The sequence below is a fragment of the Streptomyces aureus genome (assembly GCF_000725495.1).
Taxonomy (GTDB): Bacteria; Actinomycetota; Actinomycetes; order Streptomycetales; family Streptomycetaceae; genus Streptomyces; species Streptomyces aureus_B.
This window is the reverse complement of record NZ_JNZD01000001.1, coordinates 14,440-31,371: the sequence shown is the minus strand read 5'-3', so window position 1 is coordinate 31,371 and position 16,932 is coordinate 14,440. Positions and strand designations below refer to the sequence as shown.

Below are 16,932 nucleotides of genomic sequence, written 5' to 3'. Positions count from 1 at the left end.
CTCCGGCCCGCGCACACGCCCTCGCGGGCGGGCCGGAACCGTCGCCCGTCCCGGAACGCGCTCGCGCCGCGGTGCACCTGCCCCGGCGGCCGGTGCGGCCCGCGGGGGCGGAGAGGTTGTCCACAGGCTGGGGACCTCGTCGGCGCGAATGGGGCCGGGCCAGGCAGTATGGGGCCATGACTGAGAGCACCAGGTCCACCGAGCCGCAGCAGCCCGACATGCCCGACTGGGAGAAGCGCTTCCGGGCACCGCGGGTGTCGCTGCCGGACTGGGCGGAGGACGCCCCGCACCGCTCCCTGTTCGTCTCGAACGCGACGGGGACGTACGAGCTGTACGCGTGGGATCGAGAGACGGGCGAGCAGCGCCAGGTCACGCACCGGGCGAACGGCACGACGGACGGCGTGCTCTCGCCCGACGGCGCGTGGATCTGGTGGTTCGACGACAAGGACGGGGACGAGTTCGGCGTCTGGCGGCGTCGCCCCTTCGACGCCCCCCTGGTCGCGGGCGCCGTCGACGAGCCGGCCGTCCCCGGTCTCGACGCCTCCTACCCGGCGGGCCTGGCCATCGGGCGCGACGGGCGCACCGCCGTCGTCGGCCGCTCGACCGACGACGACGGATCGACGATCCACGTGGCCCGCGCCGGCGAGCCCCCGGTGGAGATCTACCGGCACCGCGAGTCCGCCGGCGTCGGCGACCTCTCGCACGACGGCTCCCTGATCGCCGTCGAGCACACCGAGCACGGCGACGCCATGCACTCGGCGCTCAGGGTGCTGCGCCCGGACGGTTCCGCGGTCGCCGAGCTCGACGACACCGAGGGCGGCACGGTCGAGCTGGGCCTCGAGGTGCTGGGCTTCGCCCCCGTGGACGGGGACAGCCGGCTGCTCATCGGGCACCAGCGGCGCGGCCGCTGGGAACCCCTCGTGTGGGACGTGTCGACGGGCGAGCAGACCGACCTGGGGCTCGATCTTCCCGGCGACGTGGCCGCCGAGTGGTATCCGGACGGCTCGGCCCTGCTGATCGTCCACGGCTTCGAGGCGCGCAGCGACCTGTGGCGCTACGACCTCGCCTCCGGCGCCCTGACCGAGGTCGCCACCCCGCCCGGCACGGTCTCCGGGGCGACGGCCCGCCCGGACGGGACCGTGGAGTACCTGTGGTCCTCGGCCGCCGAGCCCTCGGCCGTCCGGTCGACGACCGGCGAGATCGTCCTGGACCCGCCCGGTGAGAAGTCCCCGGGATCCGTGCCCGTGGAGGACGTCTGGGTCGAGGGACCCGGCGGCCGCGTCCACGCCCTGATCCAGAAGCCGGCCGGCGCCACCGGCCCGCTGCCCACCGTCTTCGAGATCCACGGCGGCCCCACCTGGCACGACAGCGACGCCTTCGCGGCGGGCCCGGCGGCCTGGGTCGACCACGGCTACGCGGTCGTCCGGGTCAACTACCGCGGCTCCACGGGATACGGCCGCGCCTGGACCGACGCGCTCAAGCACCGGGTCGGCCTCATCGAGCTGGAGGACATCGCGGCGGTCCGCGAATGGGCCGTCACCTCAGGCCTCGCCGACCCCGAGCGGCTGATCCTCACCGGCGGTTCCTGGGGCGGTTACCTCACCCTCCTCGGCGTCGGCACCCAGCCCGACGCGTGGGCCCTCGGCATCGCCGCCGTCCCGGTCGCCGACTACGTCACGGCGTATCACGACGAGATGGAGGCGCTGAAGGCCATGGACCGCACGCTCCTCGGCGGCACCCCCGAGGAGGTGCCCGAACGCTTCGAGGCGTCCTCCCCGCTGACCTACGTCGACGCGGTCAAGGTCCCCGTCTACATCTCCGCCGGCGTCAACGACCCCCGCTGCCCCATCCGCCAGATCGACAACTACGTGAGCCGTCTCGCCGCCCGCGAGGCCGTCCACGAGGTCTACCGCTACGACGCGGGCCACGGCTCCCTGGTCGTCGACGAACGCATCAAGCAGGTCCGCCTGGAACTGGACTTCGCGGAGCGGCACTTGGGCGCGTGACACGAGGGAAGGGTCGGGGCGGGCGGTGCCGGGGCGCCACGGGCGTGGGGTCCCGGGAGCGCTGGTCCCGGGGCATCCCGTCCTGGGGCTCTGACGCAGGACCCCAGGACGGGGATCCCCCCGCCCGTTGCAGCTCCGTCGGGGACTACGCGCCCGTCCGCTGCCGGGGGCGCCGGCCCAGCAGTTCCGCCAGGCCCCGCCGGGTGGCGGCGAGGACCACGCGGTCCTCGGGCCGCAGGACGTAGGTGGAGGGCAGGTCCCACACCAGCCGGGGACCGCCCGGGGCGGAGGCCGCGGCGGCCCGGCGCTCCTCGGGCGTCGCCGTGTCCAGCGCGAGCACGCGCCACGACCCCGCCCGGAACGCCTCCCCGACGGTGCGCCCTTCCAGCTGCGTATGCCCGCCCACGTCCACCGCGGCGAACAGCAGCACCCGCCGCTCGACCGGGATCGCCCCGAGGATCTGCCGTCCGAGCATCGCTCCGGCGAACGCGGGCGCGGCCAGATGGGACACGCTGCGGCTCCGGGTCAGCGCCCCGGGGTGCGCGGATCGCAGGGTGCGGTAGACGGCGGTCGCGAAGTCGTCGTCGTACAGCCGCAGGACGACCCGCAGATCGGGCCGCAGGGTCCGTGCGGAGAGGACGGCCTCCAGGTTCAACGTGTCCGCGCTGGTCAGCGCCAGCAGCGCGTGCGCCCGGTGGACCTTGGCGGCCTCCAGCACCCCCTCCTGCGTGACGTCACCCAGCACCACGGGCACGCGCAGCCTCCGGGCCAGCGCGAGCCCACGGGCGTCGGGGTCGGCCTCCACGCACACCACGGGAATGCGCAGCTCGCGCAGCCGCGCCAGCACCCGTGTGCCGATCTTGCCGACGCCGAGCAGGACCACGTGCCCGGACAGCCCCCGGGGCGGCCTGCGCAGGGCGGTCCCGCCGCGGAAGGTCCCGAGCGCCTCCAGCACGGCGGCGAGCAGCACCGGCAGCAGCAGCAACCCGACCATGCCCGAGCAGAGTTGGAGGATCTGGCGTCCGAGCGGCTTCCCGATGGCCGGATCGTTGATGGCGAAGAGGTCGAGCAGCGTCAGATAGGTCGCCTGGAGCGGATGCGCTCCGGTGACCAGCATCGAGGCCACGGCGAGCCCGATCACACACGCGACGAGTCCCGCGAACGACCAGCGCAGCCGCCGGGACAGCAGCGAGCCGAACCAGGGCACGACGCCCCGGCCCGAGCCGAGTTCGGGACCGGAGTACGAGACGTTCTCCAGGACGACGATGCCGCGTCCGGTGGCGGCGGCCACCGCCCGCTCGTCGGGCAGGAGTTGGGGACCCTGAGCGCCGCTGCCCTCCGAACCGTCGGCGCCGGCCGGGTCGTTGGTCGTGGCGGACAGCAACGCCAGTGTGCACAGCCCCGGATCGGCGACCTGGCCGGGACCGGGCGGTGTGCGCTCCACCGCGCGCAGCATCAGCCCGTCGGTCTGGACGACCTTGCTGGTGCCGGCGACGGCGGTCGCGGCGAGCGCGGGTGCGGCGGTGTCGGCGTCGGACAGCACGGTGGTCGAGGCGTCGAAGGCCGCGGAGTTCCCGCCGGCGCGGGAACCACCCGCCCCCGGGGCGCCACCGGCCGGGCCGCCGGCGCCGGGTGTGCCGTCGCCCGCGGCCGCGGCGGCCGCCAGGGCGGACGCCTGGTCGAGAAGGGCCTCGATGTGCTGACCGAGACGCCGGTTGTAGAGCCGAAGGACCAGCCGGATCCGCGGGTTGAGCCGCCGGGCGGTGAGCGCGGCACGGATGTTCGTCTCGTCGTCGTCGTAGACGAGGGCGAGCGCGGTGGCTCGTTCGACGCCCGCGAAGGCGAGCGCGCTCTCGGTGAGTTCGGCGGCCTCGACGACCCGCTCGGACCCGGACGGCTCGTCACCCCCGCCCGGAGCACCCGCGGTCCCGCCCCCGTTCCCGCCCCCGTTGCCGTTCCCGGAGGCCCGGTTCACGGCTGCGGACACCCGGTCGAACAGGGCCGTGGCCCGGGCCCGCCCGACGACGGGCAACTGGACACCGCGCTGGGCGGGCGGCACCACGAGCGTCACCCGCTCGCCGTACACCCCGCGCAGCTCGGCGGCCAGCCGATGGGCCAGGGCGTCGTCCCCGGCCACCACCATGTGCTCGGCCGAGTCACCCGGCGCGCTCTGAGACGGAAGATTCCCCACGAGAAAGAAGACTGCCCCACGAACGGGCCCGGTTCCACCGCCACCGGACGCGTCCACGACCGGTCACCAGGAGAACCACCCAGGGGCGCCCGAGCAGAACCCGCAGCTGGCCTCGCCGTTTCCCCCGGCCGCGAGCCGAGCCACCCGCTGATCACCCTTCAAATCGCCCTGTCCTCTGGCTTTTTGCCGCCGCGGCGGGCCGCGAGCCCCCATGGAAGACCTGACGCGTGTGCCAGGAGCGGTGGGCCGTCGCGACGGGCGGGGTGCCGGGCTGCGGGCCGATCAGCGGCCGGCCCGCGAGTGCCGTGACCTGCTCCTGGGCGGCCCGGCCGCGGCCGATGAACCGCTGGGAGACCATGACGCGGTGGCTGTCGGCCATGCCGAGGACGCCCTTGTCGAAGAGTTTGTGATGCAGCGAGCAGAGGCACAGTCCGTTGTCGACGCGGTCCGGGCCGTCGAAGGCCCACCAGCGCACATGTGCCGCCTCCAGTCCGACGGGCACCGTGCCGATCATGCCGTCGAAGCCGCAGAAAGCGCACCGGTACTCGTACGCGGTCAGCACCATCTCCCGCATCCGCGGGTCCCGCCGCCTGCCCGCCGCTGCCGGGGCGGCGCTCGGCGCCGAATCCGGCTCCAGTTCCAGCCCGACGGCGTCGCACAGGTCCTGGTGGAGCGACGCCGGGAAATGCAGATCCAGCAGCACCCTCGCCATACGGCCGAGCAGCGAGGGGTCCCGCCGGAGCGCCGCCCGAAGGTCGGGGGCCAGCCGCCCGGTGGCCCCGCCGGCCCGCAGCTCCCGTACGCCGGTGCCCGGGCTGCCGACGCCGCGGTCGGTGCGCACCTCCCACACCCCGTCGCTGACCAGGTGATGGAAGGGATAGGCGGGCGAGGTCGCGCGCGGCGGGCCGTACTCCAGCAGCAGTTGCTTGAGGTCGGCCTCCACCGAGGTGTACGGCAGCTCGCCCGCGGCATCCGCCTGGAATCGGCCCAGCGCGTACAGCAGCAGCAACGGCTTGTGCGGCGCCCGTACCCCGTCCCGGCTCCACTGCCTCAGCCGCGCGGCCCGCTCCAGCCAGTCCATGCCGGTGATCGTAGTGACCCCCGCCGACACGGCACCCGCCCCGGGACACCGCTTTCCCCGCCTAGCGGGAGCCGAAGCGGTCCGCCAGCACGATCAGGAGAGGGAAGCCGATGGTGGCGAACAGCGCGAGGGCGAGTCCGGCCAGACACCCGCAACCGATCAGCCGGTCACTGGTCCTCGCGTAGTCCTCACTGCTCCCCATCCCCGCATCCCCCTCTGAACCACATCGGCCCGCCCTTTGTGCTGACGTCGAGCGGACCGCGGCCGTTCCCGAACCCCCACTCCGCTGTGCCCGGGCGCTCGACTCGGTGAGCTGGGCCGCAGCTCACCGCGGGAACGAGAACTCCTCGCCGACAGCGACGAGCAGTTCGAACGGGAACTCACGGTCGGCCTGCCCGACGGTCAGTCCGAGCCAGCGGCCGGTGGACGGTATCCGCCACGCCTGCATGGTGACGGCGAGGCCGCACAAGGTGCTCAACGGCTCGGGTGCGGGTTCGTTGTCGGGATAGTCGGGGTCGTCGAATCCGAGGTACGGCCACAGGTCGACCGCCGTCGGCTCGCCCCAACGCCCGGTCAGGGCGGCGGCCAGCACCGAGAGGTCGTCCTCCAGTTCCTGCACCGCGGGCTCGACCACTTCGGCGCTCCGGTCCTCCCAGAAGTCCCGCGTCTCCCGCAGAACGCCGATGTGAAACCCGCGCCCGCTCCAGCCGTGCTCCGTCCTGATGTCCTGCTTCCCCTCGGGAAAAGCCTGAACGATCAGTGCGTCAACGACCGACAACTGCTCGTCGAACGAACGCACGGTCTGCTTCTGAGAGGACATGGGGTGCGAGTGTAGGCACCGGGTCTGACACCACCTCAGGCCGCGCGGGCCTGGGCAGTTCGCGGTCCCCGTCGGAAGTTCTTGGAGCCCGACCGCTCGCCGTGTCCGTACGATCCGACCATGCCCGCTGACGAACGTGTGACCAGGTCGTCGTTTCATGACCTCCTCCCCCTCTCCGCACCCCGCCCGATGGCCGTCCTGCCCACCCGGAAGTGGACGAACGAGGAGTGGGGCCGAATCCAACTCGGCTATGAGGCGCGGGACATGGATGAGAAGTGGGATGTGTTCACGGAGGACAGCGTCGTCTACGTGCATCGCAGCTGGACCGGTTTCGGGATCTTCGAAGCGGCGTTCGGCCCGGCCGACGGAGGCGGCCTGATGATTCTCGGCGCCATGGTCGAATCCGATCCGGATCGCTACGGGGGAACGTCGGACGCCCATAGCGCCGTGATGCTGGAACTCGTGCTCAGCGCGATCGTGCTGGGCGAGGATGCCACCGAACTCAGGGCCCGACTGGTCGACCTGGCCAAGCCCGCGTCGGCCAAGGCGGACGTGCCTGCCGCGGCCCTGTTGCACAGCCACCTCGGGCTGCGCTCGTAGTCCGGAACCGCGAGCCAGGGAGCGCCCGCGCGCGGCGCCCGCTACGAGGTTGTGCCGCCGAGGGTCAGACCGTCGCCCTGATCGCCGTACGCGATCCGTCCAGAAGCGCCTGCACTTGACGGTGACCGGCCTCTGCGCGCGACCAGACGAGGGTCCGGCGGTGCGGATTCTCGTGGTCCCAGCTGTCGTAGTCCATGACGGCAACGGTGTCCGACAGCCGCCACCGTGAGGAACCCCATGAGGCTTCGGGCACCACCACCAGGCCGTCGAGGAGTTCGAGGGCCGACACGGCCAGGCAGTCCACGGGCCATTGCGTCCACGTCGCGACGGCGTCCATGAGGGCGTGCGATTCGATCAGATGCAGGAGCGAGGGGGCGATGCGGAGGTAGGGACTGCCGCCGTCGATGTCGGTGCCCACGGTCCCGTCGGTGTGGATCAGGTCCCGGCACGGCTTCGCCACCCGCTCGCCGGTCCATTCGAAGTACCAGCCACCTCCCGGGTCCTGCCACGCCGCCGTCCGCGGACCGAGGTGGTCGAACTCCCACCCACGGCTGGTCTCGTACCGCTCCCCGTGCACGACCGCGCTACGGCGCACCTCGTAGCGCAGGCCCCCGAACCGCTGCTCGAACCCCTCGCACCGGATGATGAGGTCCATGGGAGCGGGGACGAGTTTCCCGATGCGGTCGCGTACGCGCCAGAGTTCGATGGGCAGTCCGAATCGAGGTGGATACTCCCGCCGGGCTGTGCGAGACAGGAAGTCCTGCGCCCGTGCCGAGAGCTCGGACGGATCTTCCAGGATGTGCATCCTGAACTTCTTTTCCAAGGAACGTACGTGACGGTCAGCCAGTCACGATATCGGCCATCAGCCCAGCCGCCCTGAGTCTCGACTCCTCCACGCGGAAGGCCGGCCCGGCCATCAGCTCCTGGTCGACGAGTCAGTCGAACCAGACGACAAGGCGTACGTTCTCGGCTCCGTGGAGCTCGCCGAGGATACGCATGACGCTCCAGACGGGGCCCCAGCCAGTATCGGTACCCGCGGCCGACGCACGGGTCCGTGTCCCCGAGGCGTCGGTCTCATGCCAGTCCGTGGCGTCCAGCTCCGCCCAGGTCAGCCAGGTGGCCCCGTACACAGTGTGGGGGCCGCCCCAGCCGGCGACCCTGCGCCGCAACTCATCCGAGGCGTCGTCCGGAAACCCACGATCTTCGGCCAGGGGACGGAAGCCGAAGGAGTTCCGCACTCCGAAGAGGCAGGCCAGGCCGTCGTAGGCGTTGCCCATGTCGAGGAGGAAGAGGTCGATGCCCTCCACCCATATGGAGTCCTCGTCGTCGGGACCCACAGACGGGCCCCCGGCCGGCATTCGATTAGTCCATTGACATCGGTCGACATGCAGAGATCGTGCCTGCCCGGGCCGAGGGTGAGCATCTGTATTTCCCGGACTCGCGCACCGGCCCAAGGAGGCATTGTCGGACCTCGACCGCCACGGGTCCCAGACGCTCAGAGCCCGATAGCCACGCGCTGAGACACACAGCAACGCCAGAGGGCCCCTACCGATCCGGTAAGGGCCCTCTGACCTGCTACTCAGCTGTCGGGGTGGCGGGATTTGAACCCACGACCTCTTCGTCCCGAACGAAGCGCGCTGCCAAGCTGCGCTACACCCCGATTGTCGCTGCTCTCGCGGCGACGTCGTTTACTTTAGCCCACCGGTGGCCTGAGACGAAATCCGGTTTCCTGGCGTCGGACGCGGCGCCTGACCGGGTCGGGGCGCCAGTGGTCGAGGACGACGACGAGGAGGGCCAGGAGGTAGAAGGCGACGCCCAGGATGGCGGTGTTGCCGAGGATGCCTCCGTAGCCGTGCCGGTCCACGTCGACGAAGGGGTAGAGGTAGCGCGCCGGGGTGCCGGCCGTGAGCATCGCGCCGCGGGCCAGGCAGAAGGCCAGATAGGCGAGCGGGTAGATCATCCAGGTCGCCGCGTTGCGCAGCGCCAGCGGGGTCGGGCGGGTCAGTAGGAACCAGTCCAGGACCACGGCGATCGGTGTGACCGTGTGGAGCAGCTGGTTGGCCACCGCGTGCCAGCCGGCGAGCGTGTCGTCGCCTCCGGTCATGGAGAACGGGGTCGCCTCGTTCGCCAGGAGCAGGTGATAGACGAGGCCCGTGATCGTGATGTACATCAGGGTGCCGCCGGTCAGGGCCCCGGGGAGGGGTCTGCGGGCCGACCAGGCCCGGCGGGCCGAGGCCGCGAAGACCACCGCGACCAGCAGATTGGTCTGGATCGTGAAGTAGCTCAGCACCCGGACCGGGGTGCCCAGCTTGATCTCGATCGCCACGCCCGTCGCCGCGGCGAGGGCCACCAGGAGGCGGTAGACCGCCGTGGCCGGGCGACGGGCGGGAGCCACCACCGCCGTCGCGGGCACGAAGGAGCGGTTCGTCGGGAGGATGCCCGGTATCGCAGGGAGATCGGGTATGTCCCTGGGCATGCGGTTGATCATGCCCTCACGCTAAGCGGAGCGGGGCATTTGGGCGATATGGGTCGACTGGGCGGGTTACGGGAGGGGGAGTGGATCCGAACCGAGGGCCCGGGGCTCGGGGATCTCGGTCCCGAGATCCCCTTACGCCCGCTCCACCAGCGTCAGCAGCGACGCCTCCGGCGGGCAGGCGAAGCGGACCGGGGTGTAGCGGCTCGCGCCGCAGCCCGCCGAGACGTGCATGTACGACGTCCGGCCCTCCGCCGTGTGCCGGGAGAGTCCCTTGACGCGGTCCGTGTCGAGGTCGCAGTTGGTGACGAAGGCGCCGTAGAAGGGGAGGCAGATCTGGCCGCCGTGGGTGTGGCCGGCCAGGATCAGGGGGTAACCGTCGGCGGTGAACGCGTCCAGGCTGCGCAGGTACGGGGCGTGCACCACGCCCATCGAGAAGTCGGCGGACTCGGACGGGCCGCCGGCCACGCGCGCGTAGCGGTCACGCTTGATGTGCGGGTCGTCGACGCCGGTCAGCTCGATCGCCGCGCCGTCGATCTTCAGTGTGCCCCGGGTGTTGGTCAGGTTCAGCCAGCCCGCGGTGTCGAAGCCGTCCCGCAGGTCCTCCCACGGGTTGTGGACGGCGCCCACGACCGGCTTGTTGCCGTTCAGTCCGTGCCGGCCCGCTGCCTTCTCGAACAGGTACCGGGCGGGGTTACGGAGCGTGGGGCCGTAGTAGTCGTTCGAACCGAAGACGTAGGCGCCCGGGAACTGCATCAGGGGGCCGAGCGCGTCCAGCACCTCCGGCACGCCCTCCGGGTCCGAGAGGTTGTCCCCGGTGTTGATCACGAAGTCGGGGCGCAGCCCGGCCAGCGAGCGCAGCCAGCGCTGCTTCTTGCGCTGTCCGCTCACCATGTGGATGTCGGAGACCTGGAGAATGCGCAGCGGCCGCATCCCCGGCGGCAGGACCGGGACGGTCACCCGCCGCAGGCGGAAGGAACGGGCCTCGAACCCCGCCGAGTACAGCAGACCGGCGGCGCCCACCGCCGTGATTCCCAGGGGTACTCCGTATCGCGCGCGCATACGCCCATCGTGTCAGACTCCGGCGAGCGCTCTCACCCGGCTGTGGACAGCCCGGAAGCCCGCACGGGGCCCTGGGGGAAGGAGCGGTTCCGGGCGGTTCCCGGGGCCCCGCCGGGCACACCGCGAAATCAACAGGCGTCCGTGTCACCGCACCTGCGACACTTGGCGGCATGACCACGCTCAAGTCGAAGTTGCAGGAAGACCTCAACGCCGCGATCAAGGGGCGCGACGAGCTCCGCTCCTCGACGCTCCGGCTCACCCTCTCCGCCATCACCAACGAGGAGGTCGCGGGCAAGACCAAGCGCGAACTCTCCGACGACGAGGTGCAGAAGGTGATCGCCCGCGAGGCCAAGAAGCGTCGTGAGGCGGCCGAGGCCTTCACGCAGGGCGGGCGTGCCGAGCAGGCCGAGCGGGAGAAGGCGGAGGGCGAGATCCTCGCCGTCTACCTGCCCAAGCAGCTGTCCGACGACGAGCTTCGCGCGATCGTCGCCCAGGCCGTCGAAGAGGCCAAGGCGGCCGGTGCCGAGGGCCCGCGCGCGATGGGTGCCGTCATGAAGATCGTGAACCCGAAGGTGGCCGGGCAGGCCGAGGGCGGCCGCGTCGCCGCAGCCGTGAAGCAGCTGCTCGCGGGCTGACGGCCCACCCCGGAACGCACCGGCTGCCCCGGCAGGGTCAGGGAGACCCCGGTGGGCTCTGGCGGACCCCGACCGGGCCCGTGGCGTCACCGCCGCGCGACGCGATCACCCGCGTACCGGCGCGCCACCGAGCCGGTATGCCGCACCACCCAAACGCCGAACGCCCCGTGGGCCAGGATCGAGTCCTGGCCCACGGGGCGTTCCGGTGTTCGCGTCGGCGCTCCCGGCGTCGGGGTCAGCGCTGGCCGCCGTTCCCGTTGCCGTTGTTCGTGTTGCCCTGGATGAAGCCGTCGGGGAACGAGAAGGAAGGCGTCGGGAACGTCACCCCGCCGTCGGACTGGCCGCTGATCGTGCCGCCGTTGGTGGTGTTGTTGTTCCCCCGGCCGCCGTGGCGCCCGCGGCCGTTGTTGCCGTCGTCGTCCTGGCCCTTGTCCTGGTTCTTGTCCGGGTCGGGGATGTTGACCAGGTTGAAGGACGGGGCGTCCTTGCCCGAGAGGGCGCCGGTCATCAGGTCCCGCCAGATCGGTCCGGGGACCTGACCGCCGTACACCTTCGCCTGCCAGACGCCGCCGATCTGGATGTTCACCATGTGGACCCGCTGGGTGGCGCTGCCGACCCAGACGGCGCCGGAGAGGTTCGGGGTGTAGCCGACGAACCAGGCGTTCTTGCGCTCGTCGGTCGTACCCGTCTTACCGGCGTTGGCGCGGTCGGTGAGACCGGCCTGCTGGCCCGTACCGGAGTCGATCACGCCGCTCAGGAGGCTGTTGACGGTGTCCGCGGTCGTCTCGGACATGGCCCGCGAACAGGTCGACTTGGGCACGTCCAGGGACTTCTCGTGGCCGCCGATCTGCTGGCTGATCGACTCGATGGCGACCGGCGTGCAGTACATGCCGCGGGAGGCGAAGGCCGCGTAGGCCGTGGCCATGGTGAGCGGCGAGATGCCCTTGGCACCCAGGGCGATGGAGGGCACCTCGGGGAGCTTGTCGCCGTTGCCCTGGACCACACCGAGCTTCTGGATCTGGTTCATCACCGGGCACAGGCCGATGTCGGAGATCATCTGCACGAAGTAGGTGTTGACCGACTTGGCCATCGCCTCCTTCAGCTGGTACGGGCCCTTCTCGGACTCGCTCTCGTTCGGCACCCGCTCGTTGTACTGGTTCGTCCAGGGCTTGCTGCTGCAGGTCTGCACGGGGCTGGGGTACAGCATCGAGTTCGGCGAGGAGTACTGCTGCGTCGCCGGCCGGCCCTGCTCCAGCGCGGCCGCGGCCACGAACGGCTTGAACGTCGAACCGGTCGGGAAGCCGAAGTTCGAGCCGCCCATGTCGTAGTTGACCGAGTAGTTGTACTCGGTCTCGTTCTTGCCGTAGCCGTACGGCTTCGACTGGCCCATCCCGAGGATCTTGCCCGTGCCGGGTTCGACCAGGGTGGCCGCCGCGGCGACCTTGTCGGACTTGTAGACGTGCTGCTTCAGGGACGACTGGATCGACGCCTGGGACTGCGGGTCCAGCGTCGTACGGATCGTCAGGCCGCCCTGGTTCCAGACCTTGGCCCGGTCCTCCTTGGTCTTGCCGAAGACCGGATCGCTCAGGAACACCTTCTCCACGTACTTGCAGAAGAACGCGGCGCCCTTGATGGCCGTGATGCAGCCGTTCTTCGGCTGGCTGACGTGCAGCCCGAGCTTGGTCTCCTTGGCGGCGTCGGCCTGCTCCTGGGAGATGTCGTGCACCTCGGCCATGCGCTGCAGCACGGTGTTGCGGCGCTTGAGGGCCTCCTCCTCGTCGTTGACCGGGTCGTACCGGCTCGGCGACTGGACGATGCCCGCGAGCAGCGCCGCCTCCTGGAGCTTCAGCTTCTTGGCGGGCTTGGAGAAGTAGCGCTGGGAGGCCGCCTCGATGCCGTACGCCTGCTCCCCGAAGAACGTGATGTTCAGGTAGTTCTCGAGGATCTTCTTCTTGCCCAGCTTCTCTTCCAGCTGGATCGCGTACTTGAGCTCGCGGACCTTGCGGCCGATGGTCTGCTGGGTGGCCTGGGCGACCTTGGTCGGGTCGTCGCCGGCCTCCTCCACGAAGTAGTTCTTCACCAGCTGCTGGGTCAGGGTGGAGGCACCCTGGGCCACGCCGCCGTTCTGCGCGTTCTGGTTGACCGCGCGCAGGATGCCCTTCAGGTCGATCGCGCCGTGCTGGTAGAAGCGCGAGTCCTCGATCGCGACGATCGCCTTCTGCATGTAGGGCGAGATGTCCTTGAGGTCGACCACCGTGCGGTCGCGCGAGTAGACGGTCGCGATCTGACCGCCCTTGCTGTCCAGGATCGTCGTCCGCTGGCTCAGCGACGGACTCTTCAGATTGTCCGGAATGTCATCGAACCCCTGGACCGACCCCTTGGCCGCCAGACCGAGCGCGCCCGCGGCGGGCAGCGCGATTCCGGCCATGACGGCACCCGCGAGCACGCTGACACCGAGGAACTTGGCGGCCTGCTGCGTGGTGGTCAGACCACCGCCCGAGCGCTTCTTTGGCATGAGGGCAGCCTACGTTCTCATTCGCCGGACACGCGTATATGCCTTGGCCTAAGCTGCTCTCAACTGTCACAGCAGTGCGACCACGTATCAATACGTCCGGCGACCCCGAATCGTTCCGGAGGTTCCGCGCTCCTGTGGAGCACGTGTCCGAATCAACCTCGTGTGTCACGTGACGCCCGATGTGACTCGACCCAAATGTCCCGGATTGCCGGGATGGTCACGCATGTCCTCGGCTCACTCCCCCGGGTGATCTGCCGCTTACGCATAGTCCGTTCGGGCCATTCAAGATTGGGCCCGAAGGGGGTGTTGCGCTGTGCCCACCTTCCGTAACGTCCTCAACTGGCGGCGGTGAATATGCCGCTGCCGCCGTGGGGGAGCCTCGATTCGGGAGAGGACGGCGCCGGTATGGGCTGGGTAACCGACTGGAGTGCGCAGGCGGCCTGCCGCACTACCGATCCGGATGAACTGTTCGTTCAAGGAGCAGCGCAGAACAGGGCGAAGGCAGTGTGCACCGGATGTCCGGTTCGCACGGAGTGCCTCGCCGACGCGCTCGACAACCGCGTCGAATTCGGTGTGTGGGGTGGCATGACCGAGCGCGAACGCCGGGCGCTGTTGCGCCGGCGACCGACCGTCACTTCGTGGCGGCGCCTGCTCGAGACCGCGCGTACGGAGTACGAGCGCGGAGCGGGCCTGCTGCCTCTCGACGAGGAAGAGGTGTACGAGCGCTACGCGGCCGTGGGCTGAGGGGAGTTCGCCCACCGCGGCCAGGACGCCGCTCTCGGGCCCCTCGGACGCGTGCGGGCCCCTGGACGGGCCCGTCCGGCGGTCGCGGGGCCGAGCGGGGCGTGAGGCGTCGCCTCAGGGGCTCCGTCGAGCATCCCCGCTCGCGCGCTCCTGAGCCTTCTTCGGGCTGCTGATCCTTCTCCGGGCTCCGGAGGGTTTCTCCGGTCTCCGAGGGCTTTCTGCGGTCTGCTCGGATGCCCTGTCGCGGTTCGTCTCGGTGGGTGTCCTCGCAGGTGCTCCTTCAGGGGCTCCGTCAGCTTTCGGGAAGCTCCGGCCGGTGGGCCGCGAGCCGGTTCCCGATGTCCCGCAGCCCCGCGAGATCGTGCACGTCGCCGGGCAGCGCGGCGACCTCCGCCACCGGCACCTCGGGGTGCCGCGCGGCGAAGCGGTCACGCGTGCGCTGCTCGCGGGAGAGCAGCTGCATGCGCTCGGCGTGGAGCCTCAGCAGGCCCGCGGTGAGCTGGTCGATGGAACGCTCGGGGTCCGTGGCGGCGGGCTTGTCCGTAGCGGTCGTGTGGTCCGTTGCGGTGGTGCGGCCCGTACCGGCTGTCCTGTCCGTGATGGCGGGGGAGCCTTCGTCAGGAGCTGATGCACCGGAAGTCGGTGATTCTGAACTGCCGTACGTGCCGGGAGAGTTACGAAGTCCAGCTTTCCCGTCCGCCTGATCCACAATGCGGGCGCCGGCAAGATTTTCTGCGGTGGCGGAATCGGGGTCGTCCACGTCGTCCGGAGCGGCGGCGTCCGCGGTGTCGGCCTCGGCGTTCTCCGCGGTGGTGGAGTCGGCGTTCTCGGCGGTGCCGGGTTCCGCGTTCTCCGTGGCGGCCGGGTCGGGATGCTCCGACTCGACGGAATCGAGGTCCTCCGCGGCGGCGAGCGCCCGCTCGGCGGACAGCTGCGCGGCCCCGCTGCCGTGCACCCGGTTCAGCACCAGACCGGCGAACGGCATCTTCTCCGCGGCCAGCCGCTCCACGAAGTACGCGGCCTCGCGCAGCGCGTCCCGCTCGGGCGCCGCCACCACCAGGAACGCCGTACCGGGCGCCTGGAGCAGCTTGTACGTGGCGTCCGCCCGGGTCCGGAAGCCGCCGAAGGTGGTGTCCATGGCCGCCACGAACGTCTGCACGTCCTTGAGGAGCTGGCCCCCGAGCAGCTTGCCCAGGGTGCCCGTCATCATCGACATCCCGACGTTCAGGAACTTCATGCCCGCCCGGCCGCCCAGCTTCGCCGGCGCCGTCAGCAGCCGGATCAGCCGCCCGTCGAGGAACGAACCGAGCCGCTTCGGCGCGTCCAGGAAATCCAGCGCGGACCTGGACGGCGGTGTGTCGACCACGATCAGGTCCCACTCGTCGCGCGCCCGCAACTGGCCCAGCTTCTCCATCGCCATGTATTCCTGCGTGCCCGCGAAGCCCGCCGAAAGCGACTGGTAGAACGGGTTGTTGAGGATGGCCGCCGCCCGGTCCCCTTCCGCGTGCGCCTCGACCACCTCGTCGAAGGTGCGCTTCATGTCGAGCATCATGGCGTGCAGCTCGCCGCTCCCCTCCACGCCCTTCACCCGGCGCGGAGTGTTGTCGAGGGAGTCGATCCCCATCGACTGCGCGAGCCTGCGCGCGGGGTCGATGGTGAGCACGACCACCTTGCGGCCGCGCTCCGCGGCCCGCAGCCCGAGGGCCGCCGCCGTGGTCGTCTTGCCGACGCCGCCCGAGCCGCAGCACACCACGATGCGGGTCTGCGGGTCGTCGAGCAGCGGGTCGAGATCGAGGACGCGGGCCGGGTCCAGACTCATGACATCCCTTGCTTACGCAGCTGTGCGGCCAGTTCGTACAGGCCCGCCAGATCCATGCCCTCGGCGAGCAGCGGGAGTTCGTGCAGCGGCAGGGCCTGTTCGGCCAGTACGCTCCGCTGCTCGGTCTCCAGGGTGTACCGCTCGGCGTACTCCCCGGCCTGCTGGAGGAGCGGGTCCACCAGGCGCTCGGCGAGCCCGCCGCGGCGCGCTCCGCCGAGGCCGGCCGAGGAGAGCGACTTCGCGATCGCCGAACGGGAGGCGGTCTCGGCCAGCTTCAGGTCGACGCCGTCCAGGAGTGCCGGGCGCACCATGTTCACGATGATCCGGCCCACGGGGAGCTTCGCGGCACGCAGCTCCGCGATCCCGTCCGCGGTCTCCTGTACGGGCATTTCCTCCAGCAGCGTCACCAGGTGGACCGCCGTCTCCGGCGACTTGAGGACGCGCATGACGGCCTGGGCCTGATTGTGTATCGGGCCGATCTTCGCGAGGCCGGCGACCTCGTCGTTCACGTTCAGGAAGCGGGTGATGCGGCCCGTGGGGGGCGCGTCCATCACCACGTAGTCGTACGTGAAGCGGCCGCTCTTCTCCTTGCGGCGCACCGCCTCGCAGGCCTTGCCGGTCAGGAGCACGTCCCGCAGACCGGGCGCGATCGTGGTCGCGAAGTCGATCGCGCCCAGCTTCTTCAGGGCGCGGCCAGCGCCGCCCAGTTTGTAGAACATCTGGAGGTAGTCCAGCAGCGCCAGTTCGGGGTCGATGGCGAGGGCGTACACCTCCCCGCCCCCCGGAGCGACGGCGATCTTCCGCTCCTCGTAGGGCAGCGCTTCTGTCTCGAAGAGCTGCGCGATGCCCTGCCTGCCCTCGACCTCGACCAGAAGGGCGCGCTTGCCCTCGGTCGCGAGGGCGAGCGCGAGGGCCGCGGCCACCGTGGTCTTGCCGGTACCGCCCTTGCCGCTGACGACCTGGAGCCTGCTCACGTATTCGAGCCT

Annotated in this window: 15 protein-coding genes and 1 tRNA gene; 4 read left to right on the top strand and 12 right to left on the bottom strand. The window is 70.8% G+C overall.

Translation table 11 applies throughout. From position 1 onward, the window contains the following. Positions 1-176 precede the first annotated feature (176 nt). Entirely contained in the window at positions 177-2,006 is a 1,830-nt protein-coding gene (locus IO36_RS00140) for a S9 family peptidase (RefSeq protein ID WP_037614554.1), read from the top strand. A gap of 145 nt (positions 2,007-2,151) precedes the next feature. Here IO36_RS00140 and IO36_RS00135 read toward each other — a convergent pair whose 3' ends face one another. From IO36_RS00135 to IO36_RS00125, 4 genes are all read right to left on the bottom strand, one after another. Next, positions 2,152-4,149, bottom strand: a complete 1,998-nt coding sequence (locus tag IO36_RS00135) for an NAD-binding protein (protein ID WP_037614553.1) — start codon at positions 4,147-4,149, stop codon at positions 2,152-2,154. 199 nt (positions 4,150-4,348) lie between these two features. Further along, positions 4,349-5,278 carry a phosphorothioated DNA-binding restriction endonuclease gene (locus tag IO36_RS00130; RefSeq protein ID WP_037614552.1) on the bottom strand — a complete coding sequence of 310 codons (930 nt, stop codon included), beginning with the start codon at positions 5,276-5,278 and terminating at the stop codon, positions 4,349-4,351. Positions 5,279-5,339: 61 nt separating this feature from the next. After that, positions 5,340-5,480, bottom strand: coding sequence for a hypothetical protein (locus IO36_RS46610; RefSeq protein WP_158997158.1), 141 nt, complete (start codon positions 5,478-5,480; stop codon positions 5,340-5,342). A 123-nt stretch (positions 5,481-5,603) separates the two neighbouring features. Beyond that, positions 5,604-6,098 (bottom strand): hypothetical protein, encoded by a 495-nt coding sequence (locus IO36_RS00125; protein WP_037614550.1) that lies wholly within the window; start codon positions 6,096-6,098, stop codon positions 5,604-5,606. 120 nt (positions 6,099-6,218) lie between these two features. Here IO36_RS00125 and IO36_RS00120 point away from each other — a divergent pair, with 120 nt between their 5' ends. Further along, positions 6,219-6,698, top strand: a complete 480-nt coding sequence (locus IO36_RS00120; protein WP_245173064.1) for a hypothetical protein — start codon at positions 6,219-6,221, stop codon at positions 6,696-6,698. A 64-nt stretch (positions 6,699-6,762) separates the two neighbouring features. On the opposite strand, the gene IO36_RS00115 is transcribed toward IO36_RS00120, so the two are convergent. From IO36_RS00115 to IO36_RS00095, 5 genes are all read right to left on the bottom strand, one after another. Then, the gene (locus IO36_RS00115) at positions 6,763-7,503 is read right to left on the bottom strand and encodes a hypothetical protein (protein ID WP_037614544.1); all 741 of its coding nucleotides are present in this window, start codon (positions 7,501-7,503) and stop codon (positions 6,763-6,765) included. 130 nt (positions 7,504-7,633) lie between these two features. Beyond that, positions 7,634-8,035, bottom strand: a complete 402-nt coding sequence (locus tag IO36_RS00110; RefSeq protein ID WP_245173063.1) for a hypothetical protein — start codon at positions 8,033-8,035, stop codon at positions 7,634-7,636. 249 nt (positions 8,036-8,284) lie between these two features. Continuing rightward, positions 8,285-8,358: transfer RNA gene (locus IO36_RS00105), tRNA-Pro, on the bottom strand. Positions 8,359-8,391: 33 nt separating this feature from the next. After that, positions 8,392-9,186: a Pr6Pr family membrane protein gene (locus tag IO36_RS00100; RefSeq protein WP_037614542.1), complete on the bottom strand. Its 795-nt coding sequence runs from the start codon at positions 9,184-9,186 to the stop codon at positions 8,392-8,394. A gap of 120 nt (positions 9,187-9,306) precedes the next feature. Further along, the gene (locus IO36_RS00095) at positions 9,307-10,233 is read right to left on the bottom strand and encodes a metallophosphoesterase (protein ID WP_037614540.1); all 927 of its coding nucleotides are present in this window, start codon (positions 10,231-10,233) and stop codon (positions 9,307-9,309) included. Positions 10,234-10,403: 170 nt separating this feature from the next. Here IO36_RS00095 and IO36_RS00090 point away from each other — a divergent pair, with 170 nt between their 5' ends. Continuing rightward, positions 10,404-10,868, top strand: a complete 465-nt coding sequence (locus tag IO36_RS00090) for a GatB/YqeY domain-containing protein (protein WP_037614538.1) — start codon at positions 10,404-10,406, stop codon at positions 10,866-10,868. Positions 10,869-11,103: 235 nt separating this feature from the next. Here IO36_RS00090 and IO36_RS00085 read toward each other — a convergent pair whose 3' ends face one another. Further along, positions 11,104-13,383, bottom strand: a complete 2,280-nt coding sequence (locus tag IO36_RS00085; protein WP_037614536.1) for a transglycosylase domain-containing protein — start codon at positions 13,381-13,383, stop codon at positions 11,104-11,106. Between the two features lie 405 nt (positions 13,384-13,788). On the opposite strand from IO36_RS00085, the gene wblA reads away from it, so the two are divergent. After that, positions 13,789-14,127 (top strand): transcriptional regulator WblA, encoded by a 339-nt coding sequence (gene wblA, locus IO36_RS00080; protein WP_028799159.1) that lies wholly within the window; start codon positions 13,789-13,791, stop codon positions 14,125-14,127. Positions 14,128-14,419: 292 nt separating this feature from the next. Here wblA and IO36_RS00075 read toward each other — a convergent pair whose 3' ends face one another. After that, entirely contained in the window at positions 14,420-15,946 is a 1,527-nt protein-coding gene (locus IO36_RS00075; RefSeq protein WP_037614533.1) for an ATPase BagB, read from the bottom strand. After that, positions 15,943-16,920 carry an ATPase BagA gene (locus IO36_RS00070; protein WP_037614529.1) on the bottom strand — a complete coding sequence of 326 codons (978 nt, stop codon included), beginning with the start codon at positions 16,918-16,920 and terminating at the stop codon, positions 15,943-15,945. Before IO36_RS00070 ends, IO36_RS00075 begins: the two co-directional genes overlap by 4 nt. Positions 16,921-16,932: the final 12 nt, after the last annotated feature.

Excerpts from the sequence above, each read along its gene's own strand:
- IO36_RS00140 (WP_037614554.1), top strand. The coding sequence starts at position 177 with ATGACTGAGAGCACCAGGTCCACCGAGCCGCAGCAGCCCGACATGCCC.
- IO36_RS00135 (WP_037614553.1), bottom strand. The coding sequence starts at position 4,149 with ATGGTGGTGGCCGGGGACGACGCCCTGGCCCATCGGCTGGCCGCCGAG.
- IO36_RS00130 (WP_037614552.1), bottom strand. The coding sequence starts at position 5,278 with ATGGACTGGCTGGAGCGGGCCGCGCGGCTGAGGCAGTGGAGCCGGGAC.
- IO36_RS46610 (WP_158997158.1), bottom strand. The coding sequence starts at position 5,480 with ATGGGGAGCAGTGAGGACTACGCGAGGACCAGTGACCGGCTGATCGGT.
- IO36_RS00125 (WP_037614550.1), bottom strand. The coding sequence starts at position 6,098 with ATGTCCTCTCAGAAGCAGACCGTGCGTTCGTTCGACGAGCAGTTGTCG.
- IO36_RS00120 (WP_245173064.1), top strand. The coding sequence starts at position 6,219 with ATGCCCGCTGACGAACGTGTGACCAGGTCGTCGTTTCATGACCTCCTC.
- IO36_RS00115 (WP_037614544.1), bottom strand. The coding sequence starts at position 7,503 with ATGCACATCCTGGAAGATCCGTCCGAGCTCTCGGCACGGGCGCAGGAC.
- IO36_RS00100 (WP_037614542.1), bottom strand. The coding sequence starts at position 9,186 with ATGATCAACCGCATGCCCAGGGACATACCCGATCTCCCTGCGATACCG.
- IO36_RS00095 (WP_037614540.1), bottom strand. The coding sequence starts at position 10,233 with ATGCGCGCGCGATACGGAGTACCCCTGGGAATCACGGCGGTGGGCGCC.
- IO36_RS00090 (WP_037614538.1), top strand. The coding sequence starts at position 10,404 with ATGACCACGCTCAAGTCGAAGTTGCAGGAAGACCTCAACGCCGCGATC.
- IO36_RS00085 (WP_037614536.1), bottom strand. The coding sequence starts at position 13,383 with ATGCCAAAGAAGCGCTCGGGCGGTGGTCTGACCACCACGCAGCAGGCC.
- wblA (WP_028799159.1), top strand. The coding sequence starts at position 13,789 with ATGGGCTGGGTAACCGACTGGAGTGCGCAGGCGGCCTGCCGCACTACC.
- IO36_RS00075 (WP_037614533.1), bottom strand. The coding sequence starts at position 15,946 with ATGAGTCTGGACCCGGCCCGCGTCCTCGATCTCGACCCGCTGCTCGAC.